22 protein-coding genes are annotated in these 23,575 nt (G+C 40.8%); 13 read left to right on the forward strand and 9 right to left on the reverse strand.

Annotated elements, in window-relative coordinates:
* Positions 1-10 precede the first annotated feature (10 nt).
* A complete protein-coding gene (locus ACYVM0_RS04315) occupies positions 11-1,210 on the reverse strand; it encodes a hypothetical protein (protein ID WP_460552991.1) in 1,200 nt (399 codons plus the stop codon).
* Between the two features lie 274 nt (positions 1,211-1,484).
* Positions 1,485-2,906: a hypothetical protein gene (locus ACYVM0_RS04320; RefSeq protein ID WP_460552994.1), complete on the reverse strand. Its 1,422-nt coding sequence runs from the start codon at positions 2,904-2,906 to the stop codon at positions 1,485-1,487.
* Positions 2,907-3,341: 435 nt separating this feature from the next.
* Between ACYVM0_RS04320 and ACYVM0_RS04325 the strand changes: the two genes are divergently transcribed.
* From ACYVM0_RS04325 to ACYVM0_RS04335, 3 genes are all read left to right on the forward strand, one after another.
* Positions 3,342-4,658 (forward strand): T9SS type A sorting domain-containing protein, encoded by a 1,317-nt coding sequence (locus ACYVM0_RS04325; RefSeq protein WP_460552997.1) that lies wholly within the window; start codon positions 3,342-3,344, stop codon positions 4,656-4,658.
* Positions 4,659-4,909: 251 nt separating this feature from the next.
* Positions 4,910-5,662 carry a PLDc N-terminal domain-containing protein gene (locus ACYVM0_RS04330; RefSeq protein WP_460553000.1) on the forward strand — a complete coding sequence of 251 codons (753 nt, stop codon included), beginning with the start codon at positions 4,910-4,912 and terminating at the stop codon, positions 5,660-5,662.
* Positions 5,652-6,290: a peptidylprolyl isomerase gene (locus ACYVM0_RS04335; RefSeq protein WP_460553003.1), complete on the forward strand. Its 639-nt coding sequence runs from the start codon at positions 5,652-5,654 to the stop codon at positions 6,288-6,290. The genes ACYVM0_RS04330 and ACYVM0_RS04335 overlap by 11 nt, the downstream gene beginning before the upstream one ends.
* Positions 6,291-6,406: 116 nt before the next feature.
* Here the strand turns inward: ACYVM0_RS04335 and ACYVM0_RS04340 are convergent, their stop codons facing one another.
* Positions 6,407-6,913 carry a hypothetical protein gene (locus tag ACYVM0_RS04340; RefSeq protein ID WP_460553006.1) on the reverse strand — a complete coding sequence of 169 codons (507 nt, stop codon included), beginning with the start codon at positions 6,911-6,913 and terminating at the stop codon, positions 6,407-6,409.
* A 180-nt stretch (positions 6,914-7,093) separates the two neighbouring features.
* Here ACYVM0_RS04340 and ACYVM0_RS04345 point away from each other — a divergent pair, with 180 nt between their 5' ends.
* The 4 genes from ACYVM0_RS04345 to ACYVM0_RS04360 all read left to right on the forward strand — a co-directional run bounded on the left by ACYVM0_RS04345 (position 7,094) and on the right by ACYVM0_RS04360 (position 9,655).
* The gene (locus tag ACYVM0_RS04345) at positions 7,094-7,714 is read left to right on the forward strand and encodes a hypothetical protein (RefSeq protein ID WP_460553009.1); all 621 of its coding nucleotides are present in this window, start codon (positions 7,094-7,096) and stop codon (positions 7,712-7,714) included.
* A gap of 59 nt (positions 7,715-7,773) precedes the next feature.
* On the forward strand, positions 7,774-8,343 hold the full coding sequence (locus ACYVM0_RS04350) for a hypothetical protein (protein WP_460553012.1): 570 nt from the start codon (positions 7,774-7,776) through the stop codon (positions 8,341-8,343).
* An 81-nt stretch (positions 8,344-8,424) separates the two neighbouring features.
* The gene (locus ACYVM0_RS04355) at positions 8,425-8,985 is read left to right on the forward strand and encodes a YcxB family protein (RefSeq protein WP_460553015.1); all 561 of its coding nucleotides are present in this window, start codon (positions 8,425-8,427) and stop codon (positions 8,983-8,985) included.
* A 61-nt stretch (positions 8,986-9,046) separates the two neighbouring features.
* Positions 9,047-9,655 (forward strand): alpha-ketoglutarate-dependent dioxygenase AlkB family protein, encoded by a 609-nt coding sequence (locus tag ACYVM0_RS04360; RefSeq protein WP_460553018.1) that lies wholly within the window; start codon positions 9,047-9,049, stop codon positions 9,653-9,655.
* A 20-nt stretch (positions 9,656-9,675) separates the two neighbouring features.
* Here the strand turns inward: ACYVM0_RS04360 and ACYVM0_RS04365 are convergent, their stop codons facing one another.
* Positions 9,676-10,428: a sulfite exporter TauE/SafE family protein gene (locus ACYVM0_RS04365; protein ID WP_460553021.1), complete on the reverse strand. Its 753-nt coding sequence runs from the start codon at positions 10,426-10,428 to the stop codon at positions 9,676-9,678.
* 88 nt (positions 10,429-10,516) lie between these two features.
* Between ACYVM0_RS04365 and ACYVM0_RS04370 the strand changes: the two genes are divergently transcribed.
* The gene (locus ACYVM0_RS04370; RefSeq protein ID WP_460553024.1) at positions 10,517-11,308 is read left to right on the forward strand and encodes an NIPSNAP family protein; all 792 of its coding nucleotides are present in this window, start codon (positions 10,517-10,519) and stop codon (positions 11,306-11,308) included.
* A 13-nt stretch (positions 11,309-11,321) separates the two neighbouring features.
* Here the strand turns inward: ACYVM0_RS04370 and ACYVM0_RS04375 are convergent, their stop codons facing one another.
* Entirely contained in the window at positions 11,322-11,819 is a 498-nt protein-coding gene (locus ACYVM0_RS04375; RefSeq protein ID WP_460553027.1) for a gluconokinase, read from the reverse strand.
* Between the two features lie 97 nt (positions 11,820-11,916).
* Between ACYVM0_RS04375 and ACYVM0_RS04380 the strand changes: the two genes are divergently transcribed.
* Both ACYVM0_RS04380 and ACYVM0_RS04385 read left to right on the forward strand, forming a co-directional pair.
* Positions 11,917-12,681, forward strand: coding sequence for an SDR family NAD(P)-dependent oxidoreductase (locus tag ACYVM0_RS04380; RefSeq protein WP_460553030.1), 765 nt, complete (start codon positions 11,917-11,919; stop codon positions 12,679-12,681).
* A gap of 11 nt (positions 12,682-12,692) precedes the next feature.
* Positions 12,693-13,025, forward strand: coding sequence for a CHY zinc finger protein (locus tag ACYVM0_RS04385; RefSeq protein WP_460553033.1), 333 nt, complete (start codon positions 12,693-12,695; stop codon positions 13,023-13,025).
* Positions 13,026-13,127: 102 nt separating this feature from the next.
* Here the strand turns inward: ACYVM0_RS04385 and ACYVM0_RS04390 are convergent, their stop codons facing one another.
* The 4 genes from ACYVM0_RS04390 to ACYVM0_RS04405 all read right to left on the reverse strand — a co-directional run bounded on the left by ACYVM0_RS04390 (position 13,128) and on the right by ACYVM0_RS04405 (position 18,438).
* Positions 13,128-15,527 (reverse strand): PKD domain-containing protein, encoded by a 2,400-nt coding sequence (locus tag ACYVM0_RS04390; RefSeq protein WP_460553036.1) that lies wholly within the window; start codon positions 15,525-15,527, stop codon positions 13,128-13,130.
* 286 nt (positions 15,528-15,813) lie between these two features.
* Positions 15,814-16,614, reverse strand: a complete 801-nt coding sequence (locus ACYVM0_RS04395) for a hypothetical protein (RefSeq protein ID WP_460553039.1) — start codon at positions 16,612-16,614, stop codon at positions 15,814-15,816.
* Positions 16,611-17,597, reverse strand: a complete 987-nt coding sequence (locus ACYVM0_RS04400) for a polymorphic toxin type 23 domain-containing protein (RefSeq protein ID WP_460553042.1) — start codon at positions 17,595-17,597, stop codon at positions 16,611-16,613. The genes ACYVM0_RS04395 and ACYVM0_RS04400 overlap by 4 nt, the downstream gene beginning before the upstream one ends.
* 259 nt (positions 17,598-17,856) lie before the next feature.
* Positions 17,857-18,438 (reverse strand): hypothetical protein, encoded by a 582-nt coding sequence (locus tag ACYVM0_RS04405; RefSeq protein WP_460553045.1) that lies wholly within the window; start codon positions 18,436-18,438, stop codon positions 17,857-17,859.
* Between the two features lie 222 nt (positions 18,439-18,660).
* Between ACYVM0_RS04405 and ACYVM0_RS04410 the strand changes: the two genes are divergently transcribed.
* The 3 genes from ACYVM0_RS04410 (at position 18,661) to ACYVM0_RS04420 (ending at position 23,570) form a co-directional block, all read left to right on the forward strand.
* A complete protein-coding gene (locus ACYVM0_RS04410) occupies positions 18,661-22,059 on the forward strand; it encodes a S8 family serine peptidase (protein WP_460553047.1) in 3,399 nt (1,132 codons plus the stop codon).
* A 331-nt stretch (positions 22,060-22,390) separates the two neighbouring features.
* Positions 22,391-23,263: a J domain-containing protein gene (locus tag ACYVM0_RS04415; RefSeq protein ID WP_460553050.1), complete on the forward strand. Its 873-nt coding sequence runs from the start codon at positions 22,391-22,393 to the stop codon at positions 23,261-23,263.
* 10 nt (positions 23,264-23,273) lie between these two features.
* On the forward strand, positions 23,274-23,570 hold the full coding sequence (locus ACYVM0_RS04420; protein ID WP_460553053.1) for a chaperone modulator CbpM: 297 nt from the start codon (positions 23,274-23,276) through the stop codon (positions 23,568-23,570).
* Positions 23,571-23,575 lie beyond the last annotated feature (5 nt).

A 23,575-nucleotide genomic window follows, 5' to 3' on the forward strand; every position in this document is an offset into this window, starting at 1 on the left:
GGTTTTATATTTAGTTTTTCCTGTAAATTTCTTTTTCAATTGCATCCAGTTCTTTTTCTTCGTCGCCGGATAATTTAATATCAACCAATTGTTCCTGTAGCTGGTTCAGGTATTTTTCGGCCTCCCCTTTTTTATTCAATGCCAGGTTTAACCGCATCAGGTTGAAAAAAATATATTTGGCAATTTTAGGATTCAGGTCAGCCTTTGGGTTTTTGTATTCAATTTTTTGCAGCGTTTGCAACCAGATGTCTATTCCCTTTTGCATATTGGTAAAGGCAATGGTATTAACTGTTGAATCCGGGTCTGCCTGTAATTTTTTTAAATTTGTGGTGATATAGATATCTGCTCTTTCCAGATCGTCATAAGCTCCTTTATTTTTAACACTCAATAATTTTACCGTTTTCTTTATGGTCCGGTAACCGTAAGTTTCATTCAGGTACTTACTTATAAACGATATTACTTTATCCAGGTATCTTTTTTCTTCCGCCGGTTTGTTAATATTATTGGTGGGTGAAGAGGATACAAATTCAAATTCATTAAAAAAGGAAATATTATTCTTATCTACCCCTCCCTGTTTAACTATAATTTTTGTGGGTTGGTTTACATAGGTCTGTCCCGCATTATCCTGGAAATGTGCTGCCTTAATATCAATAAGTATATCAAAATAGCCACCGCCTTTTTTTAATCCTTCTATATTGATCTGCGAAGCCAGTACCGCATTGTCTACTATAATATAATCATTCAGGTTGGGTTCTCTATACACCGGCTCTGCCGGTTTAAAATATTGTGGTTTAGAAGGAATAACCAGCTTAGGATTTTTTCCCTGGTCTGTCATGGTAAGCCGTTCCAATAAAGAGAGCTTCTTAAATTCTGCCATTTCTTTATCATACTTATCCTGTGCCCTCTTCACTTCACCATCATAATCTTTTAGTTTCTGCTGGTATTCTTTTTCACTTTCTGCTACAGTTTTTTCATAGTCTGTTACTGCTTTCTGGTGATCGGCCTTCGCTTGCCTGGTAATATCTTCTGCTGTAAGATTATATGGAGAGGTTACAGTGATCTTATAATTACGCAGATCGGGATTAACAGATACCCTGGGTGATTGTATCAATTGAATATCCACATTTTCTGAACTGATGCTTTGTGCATACACACTATTTGCAAAAAAAGATAAGGATAAAAGTGAAAGCTGTAGCGTTATAAATTTCATTTGACAGGATTATACGATTAAAATGGGTGTGAAAATATTACTTTAATCTCTATTTTCACAAATACCGGGGAATAAAACCGATGGCCTGCCTGTTAATTATTCATTTTCCTTACTGATTAAAATGTAATTCAACCGATATTGTTGATAAGCAGCGTGTTTTCGGAATATAGCGGGATAAAAACGTTTGGCACACAATAAAAAAACAACCCCAATACTGAAGAGCATATTGAGGCTGCTGTGCTTATACTTACGAAACCTGGTCAATTTCTTTTGCTTAATGCCAGAACCGGCTCCTGGTATTGTGCCTTCTGAATTTTTGTACCGCATCAAAGTTTGTCTGCAATAATTTGCTGGCGCCCTGTGGCTGTGCCTGCTGCCATGCCGAAGCCGATTTAAATGCCATCACCATATCATAATCCATAGCTACCTGCCCCGAATCAAAAGGAACGGTGCCGTAATTATCCCTGAACCATAAATTCCATTTGGCACTGCCCGGTGTAAAAACAAAAAATGCGGTATCTGTTTGCTTAGGAAATGGTGCAGGTAACAGGAATGAATTAAAAGCATACTGCGAAGGAAGATGACAACTCATACAGGATGATAAAGCCAGCTTATCGTATTTTTTTCCGGTGTTAATATCAACCGCCTGTTGTGCAACAGCGCCATCATTGGGGCCACTCAACCGGCCTCCCCAGCCTAAGGTTTCCCTGCTGTATTCCGGAGCTTTGGGATTGATCACGGTTTCTGCCAGTTTAGGATAAGGCGGAGCAATGGGGCTTATTACATCGGGATCATTACCCCACATGGCACCCAATGGTACCATCTTATCCCATAGGGAACCTTTTACATTCATATCGTATACAAAAGTAGAATACACCCACCCTGTTTTAGGTGCTGTTTTACCATCCTTAACAATCACATCCATTTGAAAAAAGCTTACGGTACGAACTTTATAAACAGTATCAGTCGGAAAATTTCTTATGGTACCAATAGTATCGTAAATGCTGAATGTTGCCGCATCTTTCATTACCGGCCAATCGGGATAATTAACGTTTGAAAAGGCAAATTTTACAATCACACTGCCCTCCTTAAATTGTGCCGCATCATTTACCAGGTTAATTTTTTGCCCGGTGCTACCCCATATTTGTCCTACGGTATAGGCCGCAGTTGAATCATATAACACCAATGCATACCCTGCCTCATCCTGTTTAAGGGTTTTAAAACTATTGGCCTGGTTGCCGTTGCCTAAGTAAGTTCCCAATATGGCTTCTCTTTGCGATCCCATCCACGGCTCCTGGAACCAGCCGTATTTTGCTGCTGTCCAGTTTTTGTTATCATTAAAAAATGGCAATACATTCGGCGCAACATAGTTTTTTAAAGCGTCCATATACGTAAATACATTGGCTTCGGAAATGGGTTGCCCTTTTAAGGCCTGCTGCCAGCCCGGGTTTACAACAGTTTTAGGTGTGGTGGGATAATCGTGGCTGAGTACGAAAAGCGGGCCACTGTATTGTTGTTGCGATGGTGCAGAATCACGGTAATTTTGAAAGGCACCGTTTGGAGTTGCTGCCATTGCCAAAGGGCCTGCCTTTTTTTCACCTTCAGCAGCTTTGTCGTTACCATTACAACTGTAAGCAATAACCGCTACCACTATCAACATTACCAGCACAGTTGAAAGAAGAAATATTTTTTTCATTTGGTGAAAGTTTTGGGGTGATGAATGGGCTACCTGTTTCTATAAAAGTATTCCGATAAAATTGCTTTTGCAATACCTCAATCAAAAACACGTATTTATACTGGTAGAAGAAATTCGATACAAGGAACAATTTGTGAATTCGTTTTCTATTGATAAAAACAGTGCTTGCTGTATTTTTTTATCGGCAGAAGAAATACAGAATGCATACACGAACAATCGGCTTATCACTACGCACTCAATTATTAATGAAGCAGGCGTTATAAAGAAGCCACACAAAGGTTTCACTTACAGGGAAACGCTTACAACACTACACGGCTTGTAGAAGAATTTCTAAAAATTTCTATTTTCACAAAAAAAGCAATAACCCATAACCGCTCCCGTTTTGTTTCCCTGTATTTCAATTTATAAAACCATATCCCTTAAAAAATCAGCAACATGAAGATTACATCTTTACAAAACTCTCCCATTACCCTATTCCCAAAATCAATCCGGCGCCTTTTGTGCTTACCGAAAAAAGTTTATTTCACCTGCCTGGTGTTATTAAGTTTTTTAAGTAGCACAGGTGTAAAAGCACAGGTAAATGCTTACAGTTTTGGCACCACCACTACCGGAAATGCTTTGGAAACAGGCGGATTTACCAATTTATTAGGCACTAACCTTGATGACGATGTTTCGGCAATGACCAATATCGGGTTTACATTCAATTACGGAGGAACCAATTACACCAATTTCAGTGTTACGTCTAACGGACTGCTTGCATTTGGCACGTCGGCAATTATAGACTTTGATAATACAACTGCCAATTTATCGGGTCCATACCTGGCACCATATTGGGATGATAATTATACTGATGTAAATGGCAATGTTCAGTATAAGTTAATGGGTGTTGCCGGCAGCAGAAAACTGGTGGTGGAATATAATCTTTCTTCGCTGTCAAATCCGGGAACTGCGGATAAACATTTCCAGATCTGGCTGTTTGAAACCTCAAATAAAATCATGTTTGTGTATGGTGCAGGAAACAATCTCAATTCCGGTTTTTCAGCTGCCATAGCAAAAAACGGCCTTTCAGATTTTATAAGCATTACTACTACCACTAATACGGCAAGTACAGTAACACCAAATGATAATAATACTACCTGGCCCGGAGCAGGCAGGGCATACGTTATCAATGGTGGTGTGGTATTGCCTGTGAGTATTGTAAACTTCAGTGGTTATAAAGATGGTAACCGAAACCAGTTGCAGTGGACAACAGCCACTGAAAATAATAATCTTGGTTTTGAAGTACAACGTTCAACTGACGGTGTGAATTTTACAGCAATCGGCTTTGTAAATTCGCAGGCACAAGGCGGCAACAGCACCCGTACACTCAATTATAATTTCACTGATAATAATCCTGCCGGCAGCAGGCAATATTACCGCTTCAGCCAGGTAGACATTAATAACCATAGCAAACTCAGTAATGTGGTACGCATTGATGGAGATAAACCATTAGTGATACAAGTAGATGCTGTTTTCCCCAATCCTGCTATTACCACTGTTAATGTGGAGGTAAATGCACCCGCTAAAAGTAAGCTGACTGTTTACCTGGTAGACAATGCCGGAAGAATAGCCCTGCAGCAGGATGTGACTGTAGAGACCGGTAAAAATATTATACCGGTAGATATCAGCAAACTGGCCAATGCCAGTTATACTTTAAAAGTTAGCACTGCATCAGGTAATACAGAATCGTTTAAAGTGATGGTGATAAAATAAATTACTGCAACAATAATGAGATAAAAATCTCCGCTTAATTTTAATAAGCTACTATAATAATGAGGTTGGTGAACAGCACAGGTGAAGTGCTTTGCCAGCCTCATTTTTTTATGGGTATACCCTGCCTAAAAATACTGCTGCCTGCCTGTTGTTTACATCCGAAAATCTATAGCCCGGCTATTTGGGCCCAAAAAAATTTGGGTTAAGCACAGATATCCCTATTTTTGAAGCTTGTACCATTATTATACTGTATGTTCTTCCTGTCTCCTTATTTTTATTATGTTACTGTAGGTTTGCAAGTGGTTTGTGCCATCCATTGTATACGAAGAGATAACCAGGCCAGGTGGCTTTGGCTGATCATATTTTTGCCTCTTGTGGGCAGCCTCATTTATATTTTTTCAGAAATGTTCAGTGGTAACGATATGCAAAAAGTGCAATCAGGCATGGGCGCTGTTTTTAACCCATCGGGCAAAGTAAAAAAGCTGGAAGACAATTTACGCTTTGCAGATACCTTTGCCAATAAAGTTGCACTTGCCGATGCGTATCTTGATGCAAAACAAACGCAACGGGCCATTGCTTTATATGAATCCTGCCTGTCGGGAAATTTTACCACGCATGAATATGTAAACATACAACTGATAAATGCCTACGCAGACCTGAAACAGTATGATGCTATTATTCCGCTGGCAAAACAAATTTATAATTTGCCGCAATTTGCCCGTTCCCGAGCACATATGCTTTATGCCATTGCGCTATCACATACCGGCAATGCTGCTGAAGCAGAAAAGGAATTTAAATTATTAAAAGGCAGGTTCTCTAATTATGAAAGCCGGTATTGGTATGGCAGTTTTTTAATGCGAATGAACCGGAATGACGATGCAAAAAAGATATATGAAGAAATGCTGGGCGAATTAGCACACCTTGACGGGAAAGAAAAAAGAAATAACAGGATATGGTTTAATTATGCCAGGGAGGATCTGAAAAAAATAAGTCATGCAGCATAAAGTACCGGTAAACCCGGAAATAATGAATAACAATCGCTGGTATTGCAGCATACAAAAAAACTTATCGTTTACCTGTATTGTATTGCTCTTATTTTTAACGCAGCTGCATGCACAACAAAAAACAAACTGCATTATTAAAACTGCATTGGGTAATATCACAATAGAACTTTATCCTGCAAAAGCACCGGTTACTGTTGCTAATTTTTTAAGGTATGTGGATGCACATTTATACGACAGCAGTTCTTTCTTTCGTTCGGTTACCTTACAAAATCAACCCAAAGATTCCATTAAGATTGAAGTGATACAAGGCGGCAACACAGATTCAACAAAAGACTTTGCTCCCATTATACTTGAAACCACAAAGCAAACAGGCATCCTGCATAAAAATGGTACCATCTCTATGGCAAGGTCTGCCCCCAATACCGCAACTTCCAGTTTTTTTATTTGTATCAACAACCAGCCTGCATTGAATTATGGTGGTAAAAGAAATAAAGATGGACAGGGCTTTGCCGCTTTTGGAAAAGTAATTAAAGGCATGGAGGTAGTAAAAAAAATTCAACAACTTCACCCGGAACAAGGCCAATATTTTAAACCTCCTGTTCTTATTCTTTCTATTACCAGGAAATAAGGGTTATCAAAGATAAAAAATTAGCGGCCCTCAACGGGCGGCAGATTTTATTACAAAAAAAATTCTAAAGCAACACTGAGTATTGCTTTAGAATCCTGTATAAAAAAATCGTTGATTTATTTTGCTACTGTAACATCGTTACTGATACCATTTTTTTGTAAATAGGTCAGCAACTCACTATCACTAAGCATACTTACTTTTTTTACATTGATCTGCCCCGTAAGTTCTTTATAGGTTTTGGTACGGTTGGTAACAAACGGACCACCCAACGTGGTTTCGCTGGCACCGGCAGTAAAATCCAGCACATCTAATTGCGATACATTATCAGGGCGAACCGGGTAATTGTTATCAATCAGCTCAGCATCCTGTATGATGATCTTGCCATCTTTAGCCACATGCACTTTTATTTTTTTAATGCCGTAATAATTTTTATCGTTGATGGCAAACCAGCTGTGCGAATAACCGGCATACTTACCATTCACTTTAGTGATCAACACTTCGTACGGTAAAGCTTTTTTAGTGGAATCGTTGTACATGGTGCCTTTCCAGAGGCCGGTAATATCCTGGCAAAATGCAAAGACCGGGAAGCATAGCGCTACCAGTGTGGGTATAAAATATTTCATACAGACGGATTTTAGGGTTACTGCTCCATAAACGTATATATTGCTGTTTTATTTGAAAAAAAGGTAATTTTTTCTCTTTTAACAGGGAGAAATACCGATGCAAGTATTTTGATTATTGATAATCAACACAATAGCTATCGCCAATAAAGCCCTGTGCCCTTTGCTGCCTTTAACCCGAAAATGAAATTAGTTTTATCTTTATTACCTATGGTTTACCCGGCATTGCGATGTATAACAACAATTTTACTGGTGCTTTTAATTGGTCTCCCCTTTTCTTCCTGCAACCGTATTAAAACAAAAGGCCATGCCGTAATTGATTCCGCCGCAGTTTTTGCAAAGGAGAAAAAAGAACAGGTAGCAGAAAAATTGTTTCCTCATTTTGATGCAGCTACACCCGATACAAAATATAACCGGCAAAGGTTCCGTGAATTTTTTGACTTTACCCCTACTGCTGATGTAAAGAAATTGTATTGCTATGCCGACAGGATGGGCATTGATGCGTCTTACTGGTTTAGTTTTTTTTGTGCCGATAGTACCGCTGAAAAAATTAAGGCCGGGCTTCAGTTAAAAAGGGAGCAGCAATTTTCTGTTGTGAGAAATATGAGTGGAAAGATAGTTGACACGATGTATTACCACAGTAACTATTTACAGGGAGGCTTAAATTCCTCCCCCACCAGCTGGTGGGATACTGCATTTATTAATAACCATACGGCTTATGGAAAAGTGCAGGGCCATATCAATTCGTATTTATGGCACGATACCAAAAAGAAAAGAGTATATTTTTTCTCTTTCGATCTGTAAGTGGCAATTTAAAATGTAGTGGAAATAATACCGTTGCTGCATCTTAATAATAAACACTAATGCTTAAATTACTTTTTTATTGTTTTACTATTGCGTTGTTTAGTTGCCGGGGTAACAGTGCTGATCATAGCATTGCTGTGCAACAAAAATCACCGGCAATTGATACCATTATAAAACCTTACAGGTTTGATTGCTTCAAATCGGCTGATACAATCCGGCAAATATATGCCAGGGCCTGTGCAGATCATTTTTACAAGATCATCGACAGTCAATATGTATTGGTTTTGCACCTCGCTGCTGCCGTACAATATGACAGCTGCTTTAAAATTCATATTGACACGGCGACCGGCAGCACGGCTGAATTAATTATTTACCCACCCGGTAAAGCTACTTTGTTTGAATATTGCAATGATTATGGCAATGGTATTGTTCCCATAAAAAATATCAGGGGGGCTGTTGGTGATATTTATGTAAAATTCTATCATCCCACCGAATACAGGGGAACAGATAAGCCAACCGCATCCATTTTTGTGCGTACTATTATCTTTACTGACACAACCAATAATGCAACCATTAAATTTGAGAATGAATTATATTGGAAGGTAGCTCAATGGGGTCCTGCAGGCTAAGTGATGTATGCGCCCTATAAATCATTATTGGTATGCCTGCCTAATTACTATCACTGAAAATATTCTTATCTTTAAATCATTATGATCTCACTACGCTATGCCCTTACCAATGAAGACTTTGTAAATTTCTCGGTGTATGTACAAATAGATGCGCCGGGCAAAAAGAAACTGATCTATAAAAGCCTGCGCCCGCTGATCATTATTTTCTCCATTGTTTGCATTTACAATATTTCGCTGGCGGTTCAGTCAGGCAATATCAGCCCGTTTGATTTTATTGGAGTACCGATCATTGTATTCCTCTTGTTTTTTCCTATACTTTCTGCCAAACCAAGATTAAAAAAGCAGGCTTTAAAATATGCGGCCAACAGCGAGAACGCCGCAGTGTTTAATATGACAGATTATATTTTTTCTGAAACCGGTGTGGTGGTAAAAGACAGTGTTAAGGAAACAAAATTTCAATGGGCCGCATTTATAAAAAAACAGGAAACGCCGGACTATATTTACCTTTTTTTGCATTCCACCAGCGCTCTCATCATTCCTAAAAAAATGATCCGTTCAGAAGTAGAAAAAGGGCAACTGGCTAAATTGTTTTCGCAGTATATCAGTTTTGATGCCGAAGTAGGACATTTGGTGGACGCATAAAATGCAGGCCATAAATTAAAAACAATTTCATTTTACTAATTGTTGTATAAAAAAACACAACATGGATCTGTTCAGTAACGAACCCACTGAAAATATCAATTTATTACCCGAAGGCGGAACGGTAAATTATTATGGAAGGTTAATGACTGTGCAACAAGCGAATCATTACCTTGATATTTTATTGCATAGCATTGAATGGAAAAATGATGAAGCCTTTATTATGGGCAAACATATCGTTACCAAAAGAAAAGTAGCCTGGTATGGTGATAGTGATTTTGATTACACGTATTCCAATACTACCAAAAAAGCCTTGCTATGGACACCGGAATTACTGGCATTAAAAACAATGACAGAAATAAAAACCGGCGAACAATTTAATTCCTGTTTATTGAATTTATATCATAATGGCAGCGAAGGCATGGCCTGGCATAGTGATGCAGAAAAAGCGTTGAAGAAAAACGGCGCTATTGCATCCCTGAGTTTTGGTGCCGAAAGGAAATTTTCTTTTAAACATAAGGTAAACAAAACAACTGTTTCGGTAGTATTGCAACATGGCAGTTTACTGGTGATGAAAGATGCCACACAAACCAACTGGCTGCACCGCCTGCCACCTACCACGCAGGTATCAAAACCAAGAGTTAACCTCACTTTCCGGACGATTGTTTTGTAATTTTTTTGGGGGCAAGTCAATTATCTCTTCAGAAAAATTACAATGGCTCCTGCCAATGTTAATACCAGTATTATTTTCCTGTACCCATCATCTTTTATTCTGGCTACAATTTTTAAACCGGCCAAAAAACCGATCAGCAATGCCGGCAATAAAAAAAGATCGGTTTGTAATGACGTTGCAGTGATATTTTTCCAGTAGATGACCTGGAAGGGTAGTTTAAACCAGTTGATCACCAGGAATACCCAGGCAGCCGTACCAATAAAATCATTCTTAGGCATGCGCATGGCTAAAAAATAAATATTGGAGAATGCACCGGCAAGATTACCCAGCATGGTTGTAAAGCCTGATGCCAGCCCAAGCCCCGATGCAAAGAGTTTATTACCGGGTACCACCGGTGTTTTTCTCATCTCTAACCAAAACATAATGATCACCGTAAGCACAATGATCACTGCCATGATCTTCCTGAACAGTGCTTCATTCATATCTTTTCCTACATACACACCAATTAAAATGCCTGCCACCATCCAGGGCAGCAGCTTCCGGAAATGCGGCCATTGGGCATGGCGGTGGTAATACAATACCGCCATTACATCGGCCACACATAGCAGTGGCAATACAATGCCTGTAGACGCTTTGCCTCCAAATACAATGGCCATCAGGGTTACATTCATCATGTCGATACCTTTTAGCCCCGCTTTTGAAAGCCCGATGATAAAAGCCCCCAGTAAGATCAATACCCAATTGAGCGTGGAGTATTCAGTTAGTATTTCCATAATGTTGTTAAGGCTGTCTTTAAAACAAAATATGCTCCAATGAATATTTTCTTATAAATTGTTGCTGCAATTTAAAAGTTAAATCATCATGAAATCTTTTTCAACCAAATTCCTTCTATCTTACGCTGTATTTTTTTTACTGGCTGCTGCTGCTTTTGCAGGTAAAAAACCTAAACGGGAAATGTACCAGCTTACAGTATATCAATACGCCACAGCAGCACAGGAAACTGTTTTGACGAATTATTTTAAAGATGCCCTGTTACCGGCACTTCATAAATTAGGGTATAAAAATATTGGCGTGTTCAAGTCTTTGGCCAATGATACATCGGTTGTAAAAACCATGTATGTATACATGCCCGTTAAAAGCCTGAACAACCAGTATGCTATAGCTGAAAAATTAAATAAAGATGCTGAATACCAGCGTGCAGGTGCAGGTTATATCAATGCCCCATACACAGCACCACCTTATACAAGAATGGAAGTGATATTCCTGAAAGCATTTCCATTGGCGCCACAAATGCAATTGCCCGTTCTTACCGTACCTAAAAATGAAAGGGTGTACGAACTCCGCAGTTACGAAGGGGCTACAGAAAAAATATTTGCCAATAAAGTACAGATGTTTAACCAGGGCAACGAAATTGATATTTTTAAACGTATTAATGCCAATGCTGTTTTTTATTCGGAAGTAATTGCGGGCAGCCACATGCCAAACCTTATGTACATGACCTGTTACAATAATAAAGCAGACCGGGATGCACACTGGAAAGCATTCAGCAGCGATCCTGCATGGAAAACTTTATCGGCCCTGCCGGAATACCAGCATAATGTATCGCATATTGATATTATGTTTATACAGCCGCTGGAATTTTCTGATTTTTAATGGCCTTGAAAATTTATTGTGGCTCTAATTGCCGAAGAATCAGCTCCACAATTTCAGCAGGTGTCTTCTCGATATCTACGGTAAATGCACCGGCAGGTATTTCCAGGCTATCAAACTGCGATTGTAAAAGTGATGCCGGCATATAGTGTCCCGTACGGTTCTGAATGCGCTTGTATATAGTGGCGTAATCGCCTTTTAAAAATACCCATAACATATTTTTAATGCCCCTGCTTAAGGTTTGCCGGTATTCTTCTTTAAGTGCAGAGCAGGCAATGATGGCCCCGTTATTTTGCATTTGCTCCATAGTGAGCGTATGTATTTTTTGCAACCAGTCTTTACGGTCTTCGTCAGTTAACGGATGCCCCGATCTCATCTTTTCTTTATTAGCCGGTGAATGAAAATCATCTGCATCAAAAAAAGGGATGCCTGTTTTTGCTGACAGTAACTCCCCTATTGTTGTTTTTCCCGACCCCGACACTCCCATGATATAAATGATCCGCTTATCCATCATTATGTACTATTTACACAACAAATGTATTGCATTAATAAACATTTTTGATGGCCAATTGTTTCAATATAACTTTGTTCTTCACTTTTAAAATATTTACATGAGCACAGCAACAAAAATTGCATTGGTAACCGGTGGCAGCCGCGGCCTGGGAAAAGATATGGCACTCAGCATTGCCAGAAAAGGTATCGATGTTATTATCACCTATCGTACCAAAGAAGCCGAAGCACAGGAAGTGGTAAAAGAAATAGAAGCCTTGGGACAAAATGCCATTGCCTTACATTTGGATATGAGCCTGTTTGCTTCTCTTAACGACTTTGTAAGAACTGTAAAAGAAACGCTGAAGATAAAATGGAACACCGGCTCATTTGATTTTTTGATAAACAATGCCGGTATGGGTGCCACTGTTCCTTTTATGGATGTAACCGAAGAATTATTCACCGATTTTTTAAATGTGCATTTTAAAGGTGTTTATTTTTTAACACAGCATTGTGTACCCATTTTAAATCCCGGTGGAAGGATCATTAATATCTCAACCGGTACCACCCGTTTTTCTAACCCGGGTTATTCTGTTTATGCCTCTATGAAAGGCGCTATTGAAGTATTTACAAAATACCTGGCCAAAGAATTAGGCGCAAAAGGTATCGGTGCCAATGTAGTGGCACCAGGGCCGGTAGAAACTGATTTTAATAATGCTTTTATACGGAGCAATCCGCAGGCAAAAGCCATGATGAGTAGCCTGTCTCCCCTGGGCCGTGTAGGCGCAGCAGATGATATCGGCAGCGTGGTGGCTTTTTTATGTACCGATGATGCTAAATGGATCAACGGACAGCGAATTGAAGTAAGCGGAGGCCTTAATACTTAATCTTTTTTTGCATGGCCTCAAAACTAACAGTACCGGTAAAGGGAAAAACGGTGGATGATAATACCAGGTGTGAGCATTACCATTCTCCACTGGATATCATCGCCATTAAAATGAAATGCTGCAATACGTATTACCCTTGTATTTATTGCCACCAGCAGGACGCAAGGCATACTGCCATAGTATGGCCCAAAAATGAGTTTGATACCAAAGCGGTATTATGTGGCAGCTGTGGTACAGAAATGACCATCCATCAATACTTACAAAGTAATTACAGTTGCCCTTTTTGCAAAGCTGCGTTTAACCCGGGCTGCAGCAACCACAATCATTTTTATTTTGAAATATGAATTTGTTGCGGGTGGGTCACCCCTTAAAGGGTGGCTCACCCTGTGGCATAATCGCTATACATTAACCGGAGTGAGCCACCTTTGCTGAAGTGACCCACTCTCTTACCTTAGTAAAATACTTGTTCCTCTCCTGGTATACATAACACCATCCACGCCTAAAGCCTCCAATACCCATACCACGGTTTGCATCTCCTGTTTTACATTTTTAAAAGTACCATCCCAGCCTTGTTTCATGGTTTGGGTTTGATAAAACAATTGCCCCCAGCGGTTATACACCCTGAAATATTTCAATTGCCTGATACCATAGAATACCGGTTTCAGGTCATCATTAAAGCCATCACCATTAGGTGTAAACGCATTGGGTACAAAAATCTCAATGCTCTTTACAATCTTTACCATTTGAGTATCGGTGGTAAGGCAGCCGGTCTTTGTTTTGATATCAATGGTATACAATTGTTCGGTGGTTCCTTTAAATACCGGGTTGAAACTGGAAGCATTATCAAGATTAACAGCCGGGTTCCATAAAACAGTTTCACCGAAAGACCTGGCATGCAGGTCGAGCGGTAAGTTGATCACAGCCCATTCCAAAGGATAGGTAGTGCCGGGTTTAGGCCTGTCTATTACAACGGTATGCGTAGTGGTGTGTACAGGAAAAGGACATTGTGCAGAGCTTACTGCCAGGCTTATATTGTAAATTCCTGCCGCCGTATAAATTTGTGCCGGCGGATCTTTTACAAGTGATGTCTGCCCGTTTCCGAAAGACCAGGAATAACTTAATGGTGATCCAACTGTGTCCTGCGTATTATTGGTTACCAGCACCGGCAGGTTAACACAGGTAGGCTCTACGGCAAAAGCGGCTACAGCATTTTGATAAATAACGATATCAAAACTGGTACTATCTGCACAAACACTGATACTGCTCACGACCAGTTTGATCGTGTATTTTCCTGCTTTTTTATAACTGTAGGTAACATCTCTTGTAGTGGCTTCGTTGCCATCGCCAAAGGTCCATTTGTATATCATGTCTCCAACAGCATTGGTACTGTTATTCTTTAAAATATACTGGTTACCAAAAAGGCACTGGTTGGGTTTGTTTACAGAAAAAGCGGATACCGGCACAGAAGCAATATTGATCTGTTTGGTTACTGTAGTTAAAGAGCAGCCATTGCCGCCAAATAGTATGGCATAGTACAATCCCGTTTGTGTAACCCTGTAAATGGTGGAATGTGCGCCAGGTATAGCCACATTATCCCTGAACCATTGAATGCTGTCTGCCGGTTGCACCACCAGTACGGCGCTATCACCACTGCCAATACAAAAATCAGTTTTGCCCAGTAATTGTATGCTGTTATCTACCAATGCCGCTTTTACAATTACGGTATCAGTATGCAGGCAGCCTCCGCCGTTACTCCTTGCCGTTAGTACATAGGTGGTGGTAACATCTGGCAAAGCAAGAGGATTGGCAATATCCGGGTTGGAAAGCCCGGTAGCCGGAGACCACTGGTACCTTACACCCAGCTTTGGTGGCGACCCTATGGGTACAGGATTATGATTGCAGGAAACCGTATCCGGCCCGGCATTGGCTTCCACAACTAAATTATCCGTGATATCGGTATATAAAGTATCTACACAACCGTAACCATCATACGGCGTTAATACAACGGCAACAGACATACTCGTTACAGGCGGTGGCGTAAATGTAAGCGTTTGCTGTGTACCCAATACCTGTGTAAAAGTGCTGTTGTACCAGGTATAGCCCTGGTAGCCGTAAGGCGCTACTACATTCACTGTTGAATCATCGGGACAAAAAGAAGCGCCTTCAAACCTGCCGCTGCATTCGGAGTTAACATCGATGTATGCATACCCGAAATGCCTTCTGAAAGTACAATCGGCTGTTTTAAAAAATAAACGTATCCGCTTTCCGGCATTATTATCTAAATTGATAGATACCGCCGACCATTTTTTAAACCACACGGGAGTACTGCCTCCGGGATTTTCTGACATTTCGAAACCCGGTAAAGGTGTACCATAAGGAAAGAATGCAAATGAAGAACAGGTGATGATCTTATTATCAGTTATATTGGTGATCTCTATCTCCATCCGGGGTTGCTCATATTGCTGGTGGTTAGGATCCTGGAAAACCACGGCATAATGATAGATAAGGTTGTATTCATTAACACCGGCAGGAATAACAAATTCGTAGGACACACCCTCAGCCTCTGCACCGCCGGATGTGTTACCCAATTTAATGGAGTGGCCGCTTCCGTTGGGGCAGTTAACAGGGAAATTACCATAAGGGTCCATACCATCTCCCGGGAAAGCAGACATTATGGTATGCCTTCCTGCAATAGGCCCCGATGCTGTTAATGAAATTACATTCTGGCCGCCAACAGCGGCAACACCTCCGGTATAGCAGGTCCATCCGTTAAAGGTACCTTCTTCAAAATCTATATTAGGCGGGCAATCCTGTGCAGGGGAAGTGATACTGCAAGTAAAGAACACAACAGCAAATAGTATTTGCTTTGAAAAACAATAAAACCGGTTACAGATAAAGGTTTTAAAATTCAGCACATGAAAAAGTTGTGTTACTAAAGATAAAGTTTAAATACCAGAAAACAGCAGTCAATCTTATATACGTACAAGAGCATGCATAGGATGCCTGCGGGTAAAGATATTTTTACAATAGATGTCTAAAAAACGGGTTTGGATGGGTGCAGATACAAATATTCTGTACCATTAAGGTACGGATATCTTCACAGTTTTCAAATTTATAATGACAGGGATTTTTTTAGAAAGGAGCATTTACCAGCCGGGTATTGCCAAAGCTGATCGTTGAATCTTTATAGCGTGGAGGCAGGGTTTTATTAAACCTGAAATAAATGGTGTATTTATTTCCATCGTTACGGTAATAAATAATATTGTCTTTGCTGAAGCGTTGCAGTGGCGGCCGTCCTCTTTTTGTTTCCACCTTCTTTTCCTTATCCATATTTCTGAAGGCAATACGAAAACTATCTGTGCGTACAAAACTTGCATTACGGCTTAATGCTTCATCGGCAAAGTATACGTTACCGGCATCGCCGTTGATGCGTTCCACTACTTCATACACATGTAAGATGCTGTCTTTTTCAATTTTGTAATTCCAGGTATCGCTGTGCCTGGTAATGGTGTTTTCAAAAATTATGGCACTGTCGCCTGTTGCCCTTTTCCCAAAACGAAAAGTGCTGAAATCGTAAGCATTCAGATATTCTCTTGTAAGGTACTTTGCTTTTTTTGCATAATAGGTTTGATACTTATCCGGTATGGTGGCAATATACACAGCCTTGTTTTGTAGCTGCGATAATAGCAGGTATTCAATCTCAATTAATTTATTGCCTGCAGTGGAATTATTATTATTGATGAGTACCATTTTATCGCCGGCATCGCTGGTATCTAAAAACACTTCCCTGATGTAAAGATGGTAACTGCTGTCTAATACCAGTTGCTGCATCCCTTCCGGTATTCCTTTTCTAAAGGCAGCAGAAATGCTGAACTTCCTGGCACAGGAAAAAAATAAGGCGGCACAAAATAATATGGTACTTATGCTTTTCATTTTAAACCAATGGTTGTTTGTGACAGGTAATAAGTACCACTGAACGACAGGTGCTCTTTATACGGAACAATATGATAGGAATTGTAAATGGACCAGTGGATCAGGTGTTGCACATCCCATTTTGTTTTATTGTACAATTTTACATTTATTCCATAACCTTTTACAGGATTGGCAATATTGAGCGTAAACAAACTTTTATTGTAATAGCGTTGCTCCGTCTTTTTGTAATTCACATAGGCAAAATCAAACTGGTTGCTGGCTTCAAAAGCATTTTGGGTATAACCGGTAAATTTATGATAACTCAATTCTACCAGGTTTACGGCAGTGTATGGCCGGCCATGATAACTGAGTAATACGCTTCCGGTATAATAACGGTCTTTCCTGTCTCCCAAATAAATATTGGATAAAGGCACACCACCGTCGTTGGAATACGATAACTGGAAACGGTTAAAATGAAAATTCACAAAACCGGTTCGTTGAAATTGCTTACCAGGATCGTTGTTAAAAATAAAATTGGTACCCACGGAGAAAGAATATGCAAAAGGATTTTTTAATGCCGGCAAACCAAAATCAGCAAAATAATAAAGGGGCACATTGCGGTTGACGAAAAGTTGCTGCCGGTTTTGCTGCAAAAAATCCTTTACGCCGGCGGTCAAAGTAAGTGCGGTAACAAAATCAATATTTACGCACGGCTTCTTTTTACCGGGCTTACTGCTGCCCAGGCCGTTAGTATACAATTGCAATTCTGTATTAAGCGTGGGATAAATATTATTATCAATAAAAGAAGAACCAATGCCTCCTGTTACAGCAATCCTTATATGTGGTGGTTGTGTTTGTTGTACTGTGCTGAATTCAACCTGGGCCTTTACCCCGAAGCCATACTGAATGCCGTTATTGCTGCTCTTTACATCCAGCTTTACCTGCGCATGTGCAAACACTGCTGCATAGCAAAGTACCAATGTATACACAGCCCTTCTTATCATGAGGAATTTTATGCCTCAATATTAATAAATTGGTGGTGTATCTGCAATACTACTAACAGGGAATTTCGTGAGGCGTGAATCGTGAGGCGTGAGGCGTGAATCGTGAGACGTGAGGCGTGAATCGTGAATGGGGGGCATCGAAAGCATGCAAATTTCTCATTCGTAAGTGGTGAGTTGTGCGTGGTGAAATAGTTTTTTATTTTTGAAAGCTGCTTAACCGGAAGACTGTTACTCACGTTTCACGATTGACGATTCACGACTACAATACCAACGAAGCCAGTTTAGGATTACCGCTTGCTTTAAGTACAGCAATCAATCCTTCTTTTACAAAGCTCCAGGTTTCTTTTAATGAGGTTGCATCATTTACGCCAACAAATATTTTAGCCACATATTTATCTGCTACAAAAGTATACGTGTACTGATTTTGTTTTATCCCCATGCCTGCCATCATCTTTTTCATGGCATCACTGGCTTCATATACATTCCACGCGGCAACTCCAGCAGGTTTGCTCACCTGGTCTGTAATGTCTTTTCCTCCTTCACTCAACATAGTAATATTATCCTGGTACCATTGCAATGCTTCTTCTTTTGATGCAGCCTGCCAGCGGATGTCATTTACCCTTTGCAATTTAGCGTCGCCGGCCGTGTTATTATATACCTTCATCCAGGCATCGCCTTTTGCCTCCGTAATTTTAAAACTGCTGCACACTGTTGCAGGAATAAAAAAGGCTCGGGCATTGGCAGCTGTAATGGCGGGCAACTCTGTATTATTATTTTGTTGTGCCGTAGCTGCCGTTTGTAAAAACAATACAACAGTCAAAAGCTTCCATAATTTTTTCATCTATAATTTTTGTATAAATGTATACGATCAAAAGCCGGTGTGGTATACCCTGCTACGGGTATTTTCTTCTGACTGCAGGGCCATAAAAAAAATAAAAGTAATTATGAATAAATAAAAACTATTAATAACCAGATTTTCTATTACTTTTATAGGCCCATCTATTTTCCTGGAAAATCCTTCTCTGCACCGCTTTTATTATTATTATCTACTAAAACTGATTTTATGAGATCTAAGTGCTACATCTTATGTGCCATTGCTATGGTATTGATTTGCTCTGTCAATACTGTTAAGGCCCAGGAAAGTCCTAAATTAAGGCATGACATAGAGCTGCTATTGGGAGAAAAAAATTCCCGTACCCCGGCACAGCAAAAAATTGATTCCCGTTTGCTGCAGGCTGTAAGAGAAAGCCGCGGACAAAAAATGGTGGATGGTGTAGATCTTGAACCCGCCAATGTAAATGCAGATGCTACCGGCAAACTTACCGTAGATATCAGTGCCACTGTTACAGAAGACCTGCTGGCAAAGATTGAAGCGCTGGGCGGGCATGTGATATACCCGTCGTGGGAATACCACAGCATCAGGGCCGAGCTGAATCTGTCGGCAGTAGAAACATTAGCAGCACATACTGATGTAAGTTTTATACAACCCGCTGTAATTGCAATGACGGTTGGGTCGGATAACACACACCTGCCGCATCCTGTGGTAGCCGCTATGCCCATGCAACCGCATGTAAACAGTATCTTACAAAAGGCGTTTTCTTTTACGCCCAAAAAAGTTCGTATTCCTTTTGCACAACGTGCCGTAAAAGTACGTGCCCAATTAACCAATTATTTAAAGCAGTATAACACAACCGAAGATATTTTAACAGGACTTGTAAATTCACAGGGCGACCATGCTCACCGTGCAGATGATGTAAGAAATACTTACGGATACGAAGGTCAGGGTATAAAGATCGGCGTATTATCTGATAGCTATAACGCATTGGGCGTTGCCGCAACCGATGTTGCCAATGGCGAATTGCCGGGCGTTGGCAACCCACTTGGCAATACCACACCGGTAACCGTTCTGGTTGATTTTGCAACGGGTAGCGATGAAGGGAGAGCCATGTTGCAGATCGTTCATGATGTAGCACCGAAAGCACAATTATATTTTGCTTCTGCATTTATAAGCGAAGCATCATTTGCCAGCAACATTACTGCTTTGCGTAATGCACCCAACAATTGCGACATTATCATAGACGATATTTTTTATTTTGATGAACCGGTTTTCCAGGATGGTATTGTTGCACAAGCTGTAAATACAGTTACTGCCGGAGGCGCTTTGTATTTTTCTTCTGCCGGAAACGAAGGTTCCCTGGGAAAAGGCACTTCGGGATATTATGAAGGAGATTTTAATGATGCAGGATCGCCTGTATTTAATCCGCCGGGCGGAAAAACCGGCACCATTCACAATTTTGGTACAGTAGGCACACCGGTTAACGGCGATATTATCCTGTCAAAAAATACAGTATACAATTTAAACTGGGCCGATCCATCGGGTGCTTCAGGTAATGATTATGACCTGTTCCTGGTAAGCTCCGGCGGAACAATAAAAGGATCTTCCACCAACGTACAATCGGGCACACAAAACCCCTACGAACAGGTTTCGGCATCCCCCACACTTGTGGCCGGCGACCGTTTAATTGTTTATAAAACAACTGCGGCTGCAGTAAGGGCATTTGCCATCAATACCATCAGGGGAACACTTACGGTAGCCACCAACGGACAGATACATGGGCATACTGCTGCAGTAAATGCGTTTAGCGTGGCTGCAACGCCAGCTGTTTCGCCAGGCCCTTTTCCCGGAGTATTTGTAGCTGCTAACCAGGTAGAAACATTCAGCTCTGATGGTTTGCGTCGTGTGTTTTACAATCCAACAGGTACGGCAATCACACCGGGTAATTTTTTATTTGGTACTAACGGTGGTACCGTACGCAATAAACCGGATATCACTGCAGCCGATGGTGTTTCCACTACATTGGGGGCTAGCAGCGGATTGAACCCGTTTTATGGCACTTCTGCAGCGGCGCCTCATGCAGGTGCTATTGCGGCTTTATTAAAATCATCTAACCCTGCATTAACCGCCGCTCAAATAAGAACGGCGTTGGTGTCTACCGCATTAGACATTGAAGGTGCAGGTTACGATAATTTAAGTGGCAGTGGTATTGTCCAGGCTTTCCAGGCCATGCAATCTTTAAGCCCCACTCCTGTTTCCAATATTGTTGTAGGCACTGTAACCGTATCGGAAGGTGCAACCGGTACCAATAGTAATACCTATGTGGAGCCGGGCGAAAACGGTACCATGCTGGTTCAGTTAACAGACCCTTCGCTGGTAAATGCTACCGGTGTTACTGCCGTACTTACTTCCTCCACGGCAGGAGTAACCATTACACAGGGTAACGCCTCCTATGGCACTATCACTGCATCGGGAGGCAATGCCACCAATACCGGTACGCCTTATGCATTTACAGTAAGTAATGCTTTAGCCTGTGGTGCAATAATGAATTTTACACTAACCGTTACTTTTGGCGGTGGCGGCACCAGCCCTAAAGTATTTCTTATAAGGAAAGCACTTGGTTTTCAACCCGGCCTTAGTATCAATTCCTCATTAGGTGCTGTACCCCCAACAGGTGCAGGATTTACGTCCACTTCAGGACAACAAACGGGAAGGATTAGCCGAAGTGGGGTATCTTCTACCTGTGCGGTTCCTAAAGCAAACCCCGGCTTAACCACAGCGGTAGGTTCAAGGCAATATGATGCATATACGTTTACCAATACCAATACTACCAGCCAATGTGTTACGGTAATTGTTACTGCAGCCAATGGTGTTAACCTTTATACCGCTGCATTTAATAATGTGGGTTTTGTTCCTGCAACACCCAGTACCAATTACCTGGCCGACCCGGGATCATCCAGCGCTTCTATGCAATATAGTTTTACAGCTCCAGCAGGGCAGCCATTTACCATTGTGGTACATGATGTAAATGTATTGCCCACTTCAGGTTCGTCATACAACCTTAGTGTATCATTGGCTAATTGTGCCGCTGCCGGCCCTTTGCCTGTTACCTGGCTCGACTTTACAGCCACATTAAAAACCAACAAACAGGTTGCATTAAACTGGAAAGTGGAAAATGAGATTAATGTAAGCCGTTACGAAGTGGAATATAGCGTAGACGGCACTAAATTCTCACCTTTATATACAGTGCCGGCATCTGCTGCCAATACAGCACAGAAAGCCTATTCACAAAATCATCCTTTCCCTGCAGACGGACTTAACTATTACCGCATTAAACAGGTAGATGTGGATGGCCGGTATAGTTATAGCAAAACGGTGGCTATAAAAATTGATAATCCCAATACTATCAGCATTACACCTAATCCGGCTTCCGCTTTTGTACTGGTACAATCGAGGTCTGCAATGAGCCGCATTCAATTGTACAGCAGCACCGGCCAGTTGGTTGCCGATGTTGTACCTGCCGGAAACAGCTATCGTTTGCCACTTGATAATGTAGCCGCAGGGCAATATTTTTTACGTATCGAAACTAAAGACGGTGTGATCAATAAAAAGATCAGTAAAGAATAATGCACTGAAATTATAAAAGCAAAAATCCCCGGTTGTAAAATACCGGGGATTTTTTTTAGTTCTTTTTTATATGCCTGAAAATGTAAACCCCTGTAGAAACAGGGGTTTTACCAAAAACTAACTGCATATGAGAAAAGGTTATTCTTGTGTAAGTGAGGTAATGCAAAGGTGGAAAATTATTTATTGGTGTCGTTACACAACATTGTAAACAATTTGCATAATTCACATATTTAAAACCTGCTTTTGCCAAAGGTTGTTTAAAAAAACAATCCCTGTTGTATTGATGTAACCTACCTTTGCAGGGTATTATCAAAAGCCAAAAATCAGCCCGATGGAATTTATAGATTATTACAAAATTTTAGGTGTTGATAAGAATGCTTCGGAAGAAGACATTAAGAAAGCCTACCGTAAACTGGCCCGGAAGCTGCATCCGGATCTTAACCCGAACGACAAAGATGCCCATCAGAAATTTCAACAGATCAATGAGGCCAATGAAGTATTAAGCGACGCAGAAAAAAGAAAAAAATACGACCAGTATGGAAAGGACTGGCAACATGCAGATCAGTTTGAGCAACAAGCCAGAACCAGTTCCCGCTATGCAGGCGACAATCGTTTTTCGGGAGATGATGACAGTGATTTCTCCAGTTTTTTTGAATCGATGTTTGGCGGCTCCGGCAGGAAAAGCCAGGCTAAATATCGTGGACAGGATTATAATGCTGAGCTGAGGCTGAATTTAACTGATGCCATGAAAACGCACCAGCAAACACTTACTGTAAACGGGAAAAATATCCGCATCACTATTCCTGCTGGAATTGAGAACGGACAGATCATAAAGTTAAAGGGATACGGGGCTCCCGGTGTAAATGGCGGCCCTTCGGGCGACCTGTATATTACATTTTCCATTGCCCCTCACCCACGCTTTAAACGTTCGGGCAGCGATTTGTTTACTACAGAAAACATCGACTTGTATACTGCCTTACTGGGCGGAGAAACTACTATTGACACCTTAGATGGAAAAGTAAAACTGAAAGTAAATCCTGAAACACAAAGCGGCACAAAAATAAGGTTGAAAGGAAAAGGATTTCCGGTGTACAAAAAAGAAGGAGCAGCCGGCGATTTGTATGTGACCTACGAAGTAAAATTACCCGTTAATCTTACAGAAGAACAAAAAGCATTATTCACTCAATTATCAAAACTCAAATAAAACCTTTTGTATGCAAACAGAAGAAATGATACCTGCAGATGAATTTTGTATGCACCATAATATTGAGCTGTCTTTTATTTATGCATTACAGCAAAGCGGGCTTGTAGAGATCATTCATGCGGAAGAAAAAACATTTGTGCCGGTTAATCAATTAAACCGGCTGGAAAAACTGGTGCGTTTATATTACGAAATGGATATTAACCTGGAAGGTATTGAAACCATCACCTACCTGCTGCAGCGCATACATGCCATGCAACAACAAATTGTGCAGCTTAATAACCGGTTACGCATGTACGAAACAGAGTAAGGTAT

Source organism: Ferruginibacter profundus, assembly GCF_054783275.1.

What these genes read in the sequence shown, in the direction of transcription:
- ACYVM0_RS04315 (WP_460552991.1), bottom strand. Translation starts at nt 1,210, where the DNA reads ATGAAATTTATAACGCTACAGCTTTCACTTTTATCCTTATCTTTTTTT.
- ACYVM0_RS04320 (WP_460552994.1), bottom strand. Translation starts at nt 2,906, where the DNA reads ATGAAAAAAATATTTCTTCTTTCAACTGTGCTGGTAATGTTGATAGTG.
- ACYVM0_RS04325 (WP_460552997.1), top strand. Translation starts at nt 3,342, where the DNA reads ATGAAGATTACATCTTTACAAAACTCTCCCATTACCCTATTCCCAAAA.
- ACYVM0_RS04330 (WP_460553000.1), top strand. Translation starts at nt 4,910, where the DNA reads ATGTTCTTCCTGTCTCCTTATTTTTATTATGTTACTGTAGGTTTGCAA.
- ACYVM0_RS04335 (WP_460553003.1), top strand. Translation starts at nt 5,652, where the DNA reads ATGCAGCATAAAGTACCGGTAAACCCGGAAATAATGAATAACAATCGC.
- ACYVM0_RS04340 (WP_460553006.1), bottom strand. Translation starts at nt 6,913, where the DNA reads ATGAAATATTTTATACCCACACTGGTAGCGCTATGCTTCCCGGTCTTT.
- ACYVM0_RS04345 (WP_460553009.1), top strand. Translation starts at nt 7,094, where the DNA reads ATGAAATTAGTTTTATCTTTATTACCTATGGTTTACCCGGCATTGCGA.
- ACYVM0_RS04350 (WP_460553012.1), top strand. Translation starts at nt 7,774, where the DNA reads ATGCTTAAATTACTTTTTTATTGTTTTACTATTGCGTTGTTTAGTTGC.
- ACYVM0_RS04355 (WP_460553015.1), top strand. Translation starts at nt 8,425, where the DNA reads ATGATCTCACTACGCTATGCCCTTACCAATGAAGACTTTGTAAATTTC.
- ACYVM0_RS04360 (WP_460553018.1), top strand. Translation starts at nt 9,047, where the DNA reads ATGGATCTGTTCAGTAACGAACCCACTGAAAATATCAATTTATTACCC.
- ACYVM0_RS04365 (WP_460553021.1), bottom strand. Translation starts at nt 10,428, where the DNA reads ATGGAAATACTAACTGAATACTCCACGCTCAATTGGGTATTGATCTTA.
- ACYVM0_RS04370 (WP_460553024.1), top strand. Translation starts at nt 10,517, where the DNA reads ATGAAATCTTTTTCAACCAAATTCCTTCTATCTTACGCTGTATTTTTT.
- ACYVM0_RS04375 (WP_460553027.1), bottom strand. Translation starts at nt 11,819, where the DNA reads ATGATGGATAAGCGGATCATTTATATCATGGGAGTGTCGGGGTCGGGA.
- ACYVM0_RS04380 (WP_460553030.1), top strand. Translation starts at nt 11,917, where the DNA reads ATGAGCACAGCAACAAAAATTGCATTGGTAACCGGTGGCAGCCGCGGC.
- ACYVM0_RS04385 (WP_460553033.1), top strand. Translation starts at nt 12,693, where the DNA reads ATGGCCTCAAAACTAACAGTACCGGTAAAGGGAAAAACGGTGGATGAT.
- ACYVM0_RS04395 (WP_460553039.1), bottom strand. Translation starts at nt 16,614, where the DNA reads ATGAAAAGCATAAGTACCATATTATTTTGTGCCGCCTTATTTTTTTCC.
- ACYVM0_RS04400 (WP_460553042.1), bottom strand. Translation starts at nt 17,597, where the DNA reads ATGATAAGAAGGGCTGTGTATACATTGGTACTTTGCTATGCAGCAGTG.
- ACYVM0_RS04405 (WP_460553045.1), bottom strand. Translation starts at nt 18,438, where the DNA reads ATGAAAAAATTATGGAAGCTTTTGACTGTTGTATTGTTTTTACAAACG.
- ACYVM0_RS04410 (WP_460553047.1), top strand. Translation starts at nt 18,661, where the DNA reads ATGAGATCTAAGTGCTACATCTTATGTGCCATTGCTATGGTATTGATT.
- ACYVM0_RS04415 (WP_460553050.1), top strand. Translation starts at nt 22,391, where the DNA reads ATGGAATTTATAGATTATTACAAAATTTTAGGTGTTGATAAGAATGCT.
- ACYVM0_RS04420 (WP_460553053.1), top strand. Translation starts at nt 23,274, where the DNA reads ATGCAAACAGAAGAAATGATACCTGCAGATGAATTTTGTATGCACCAT.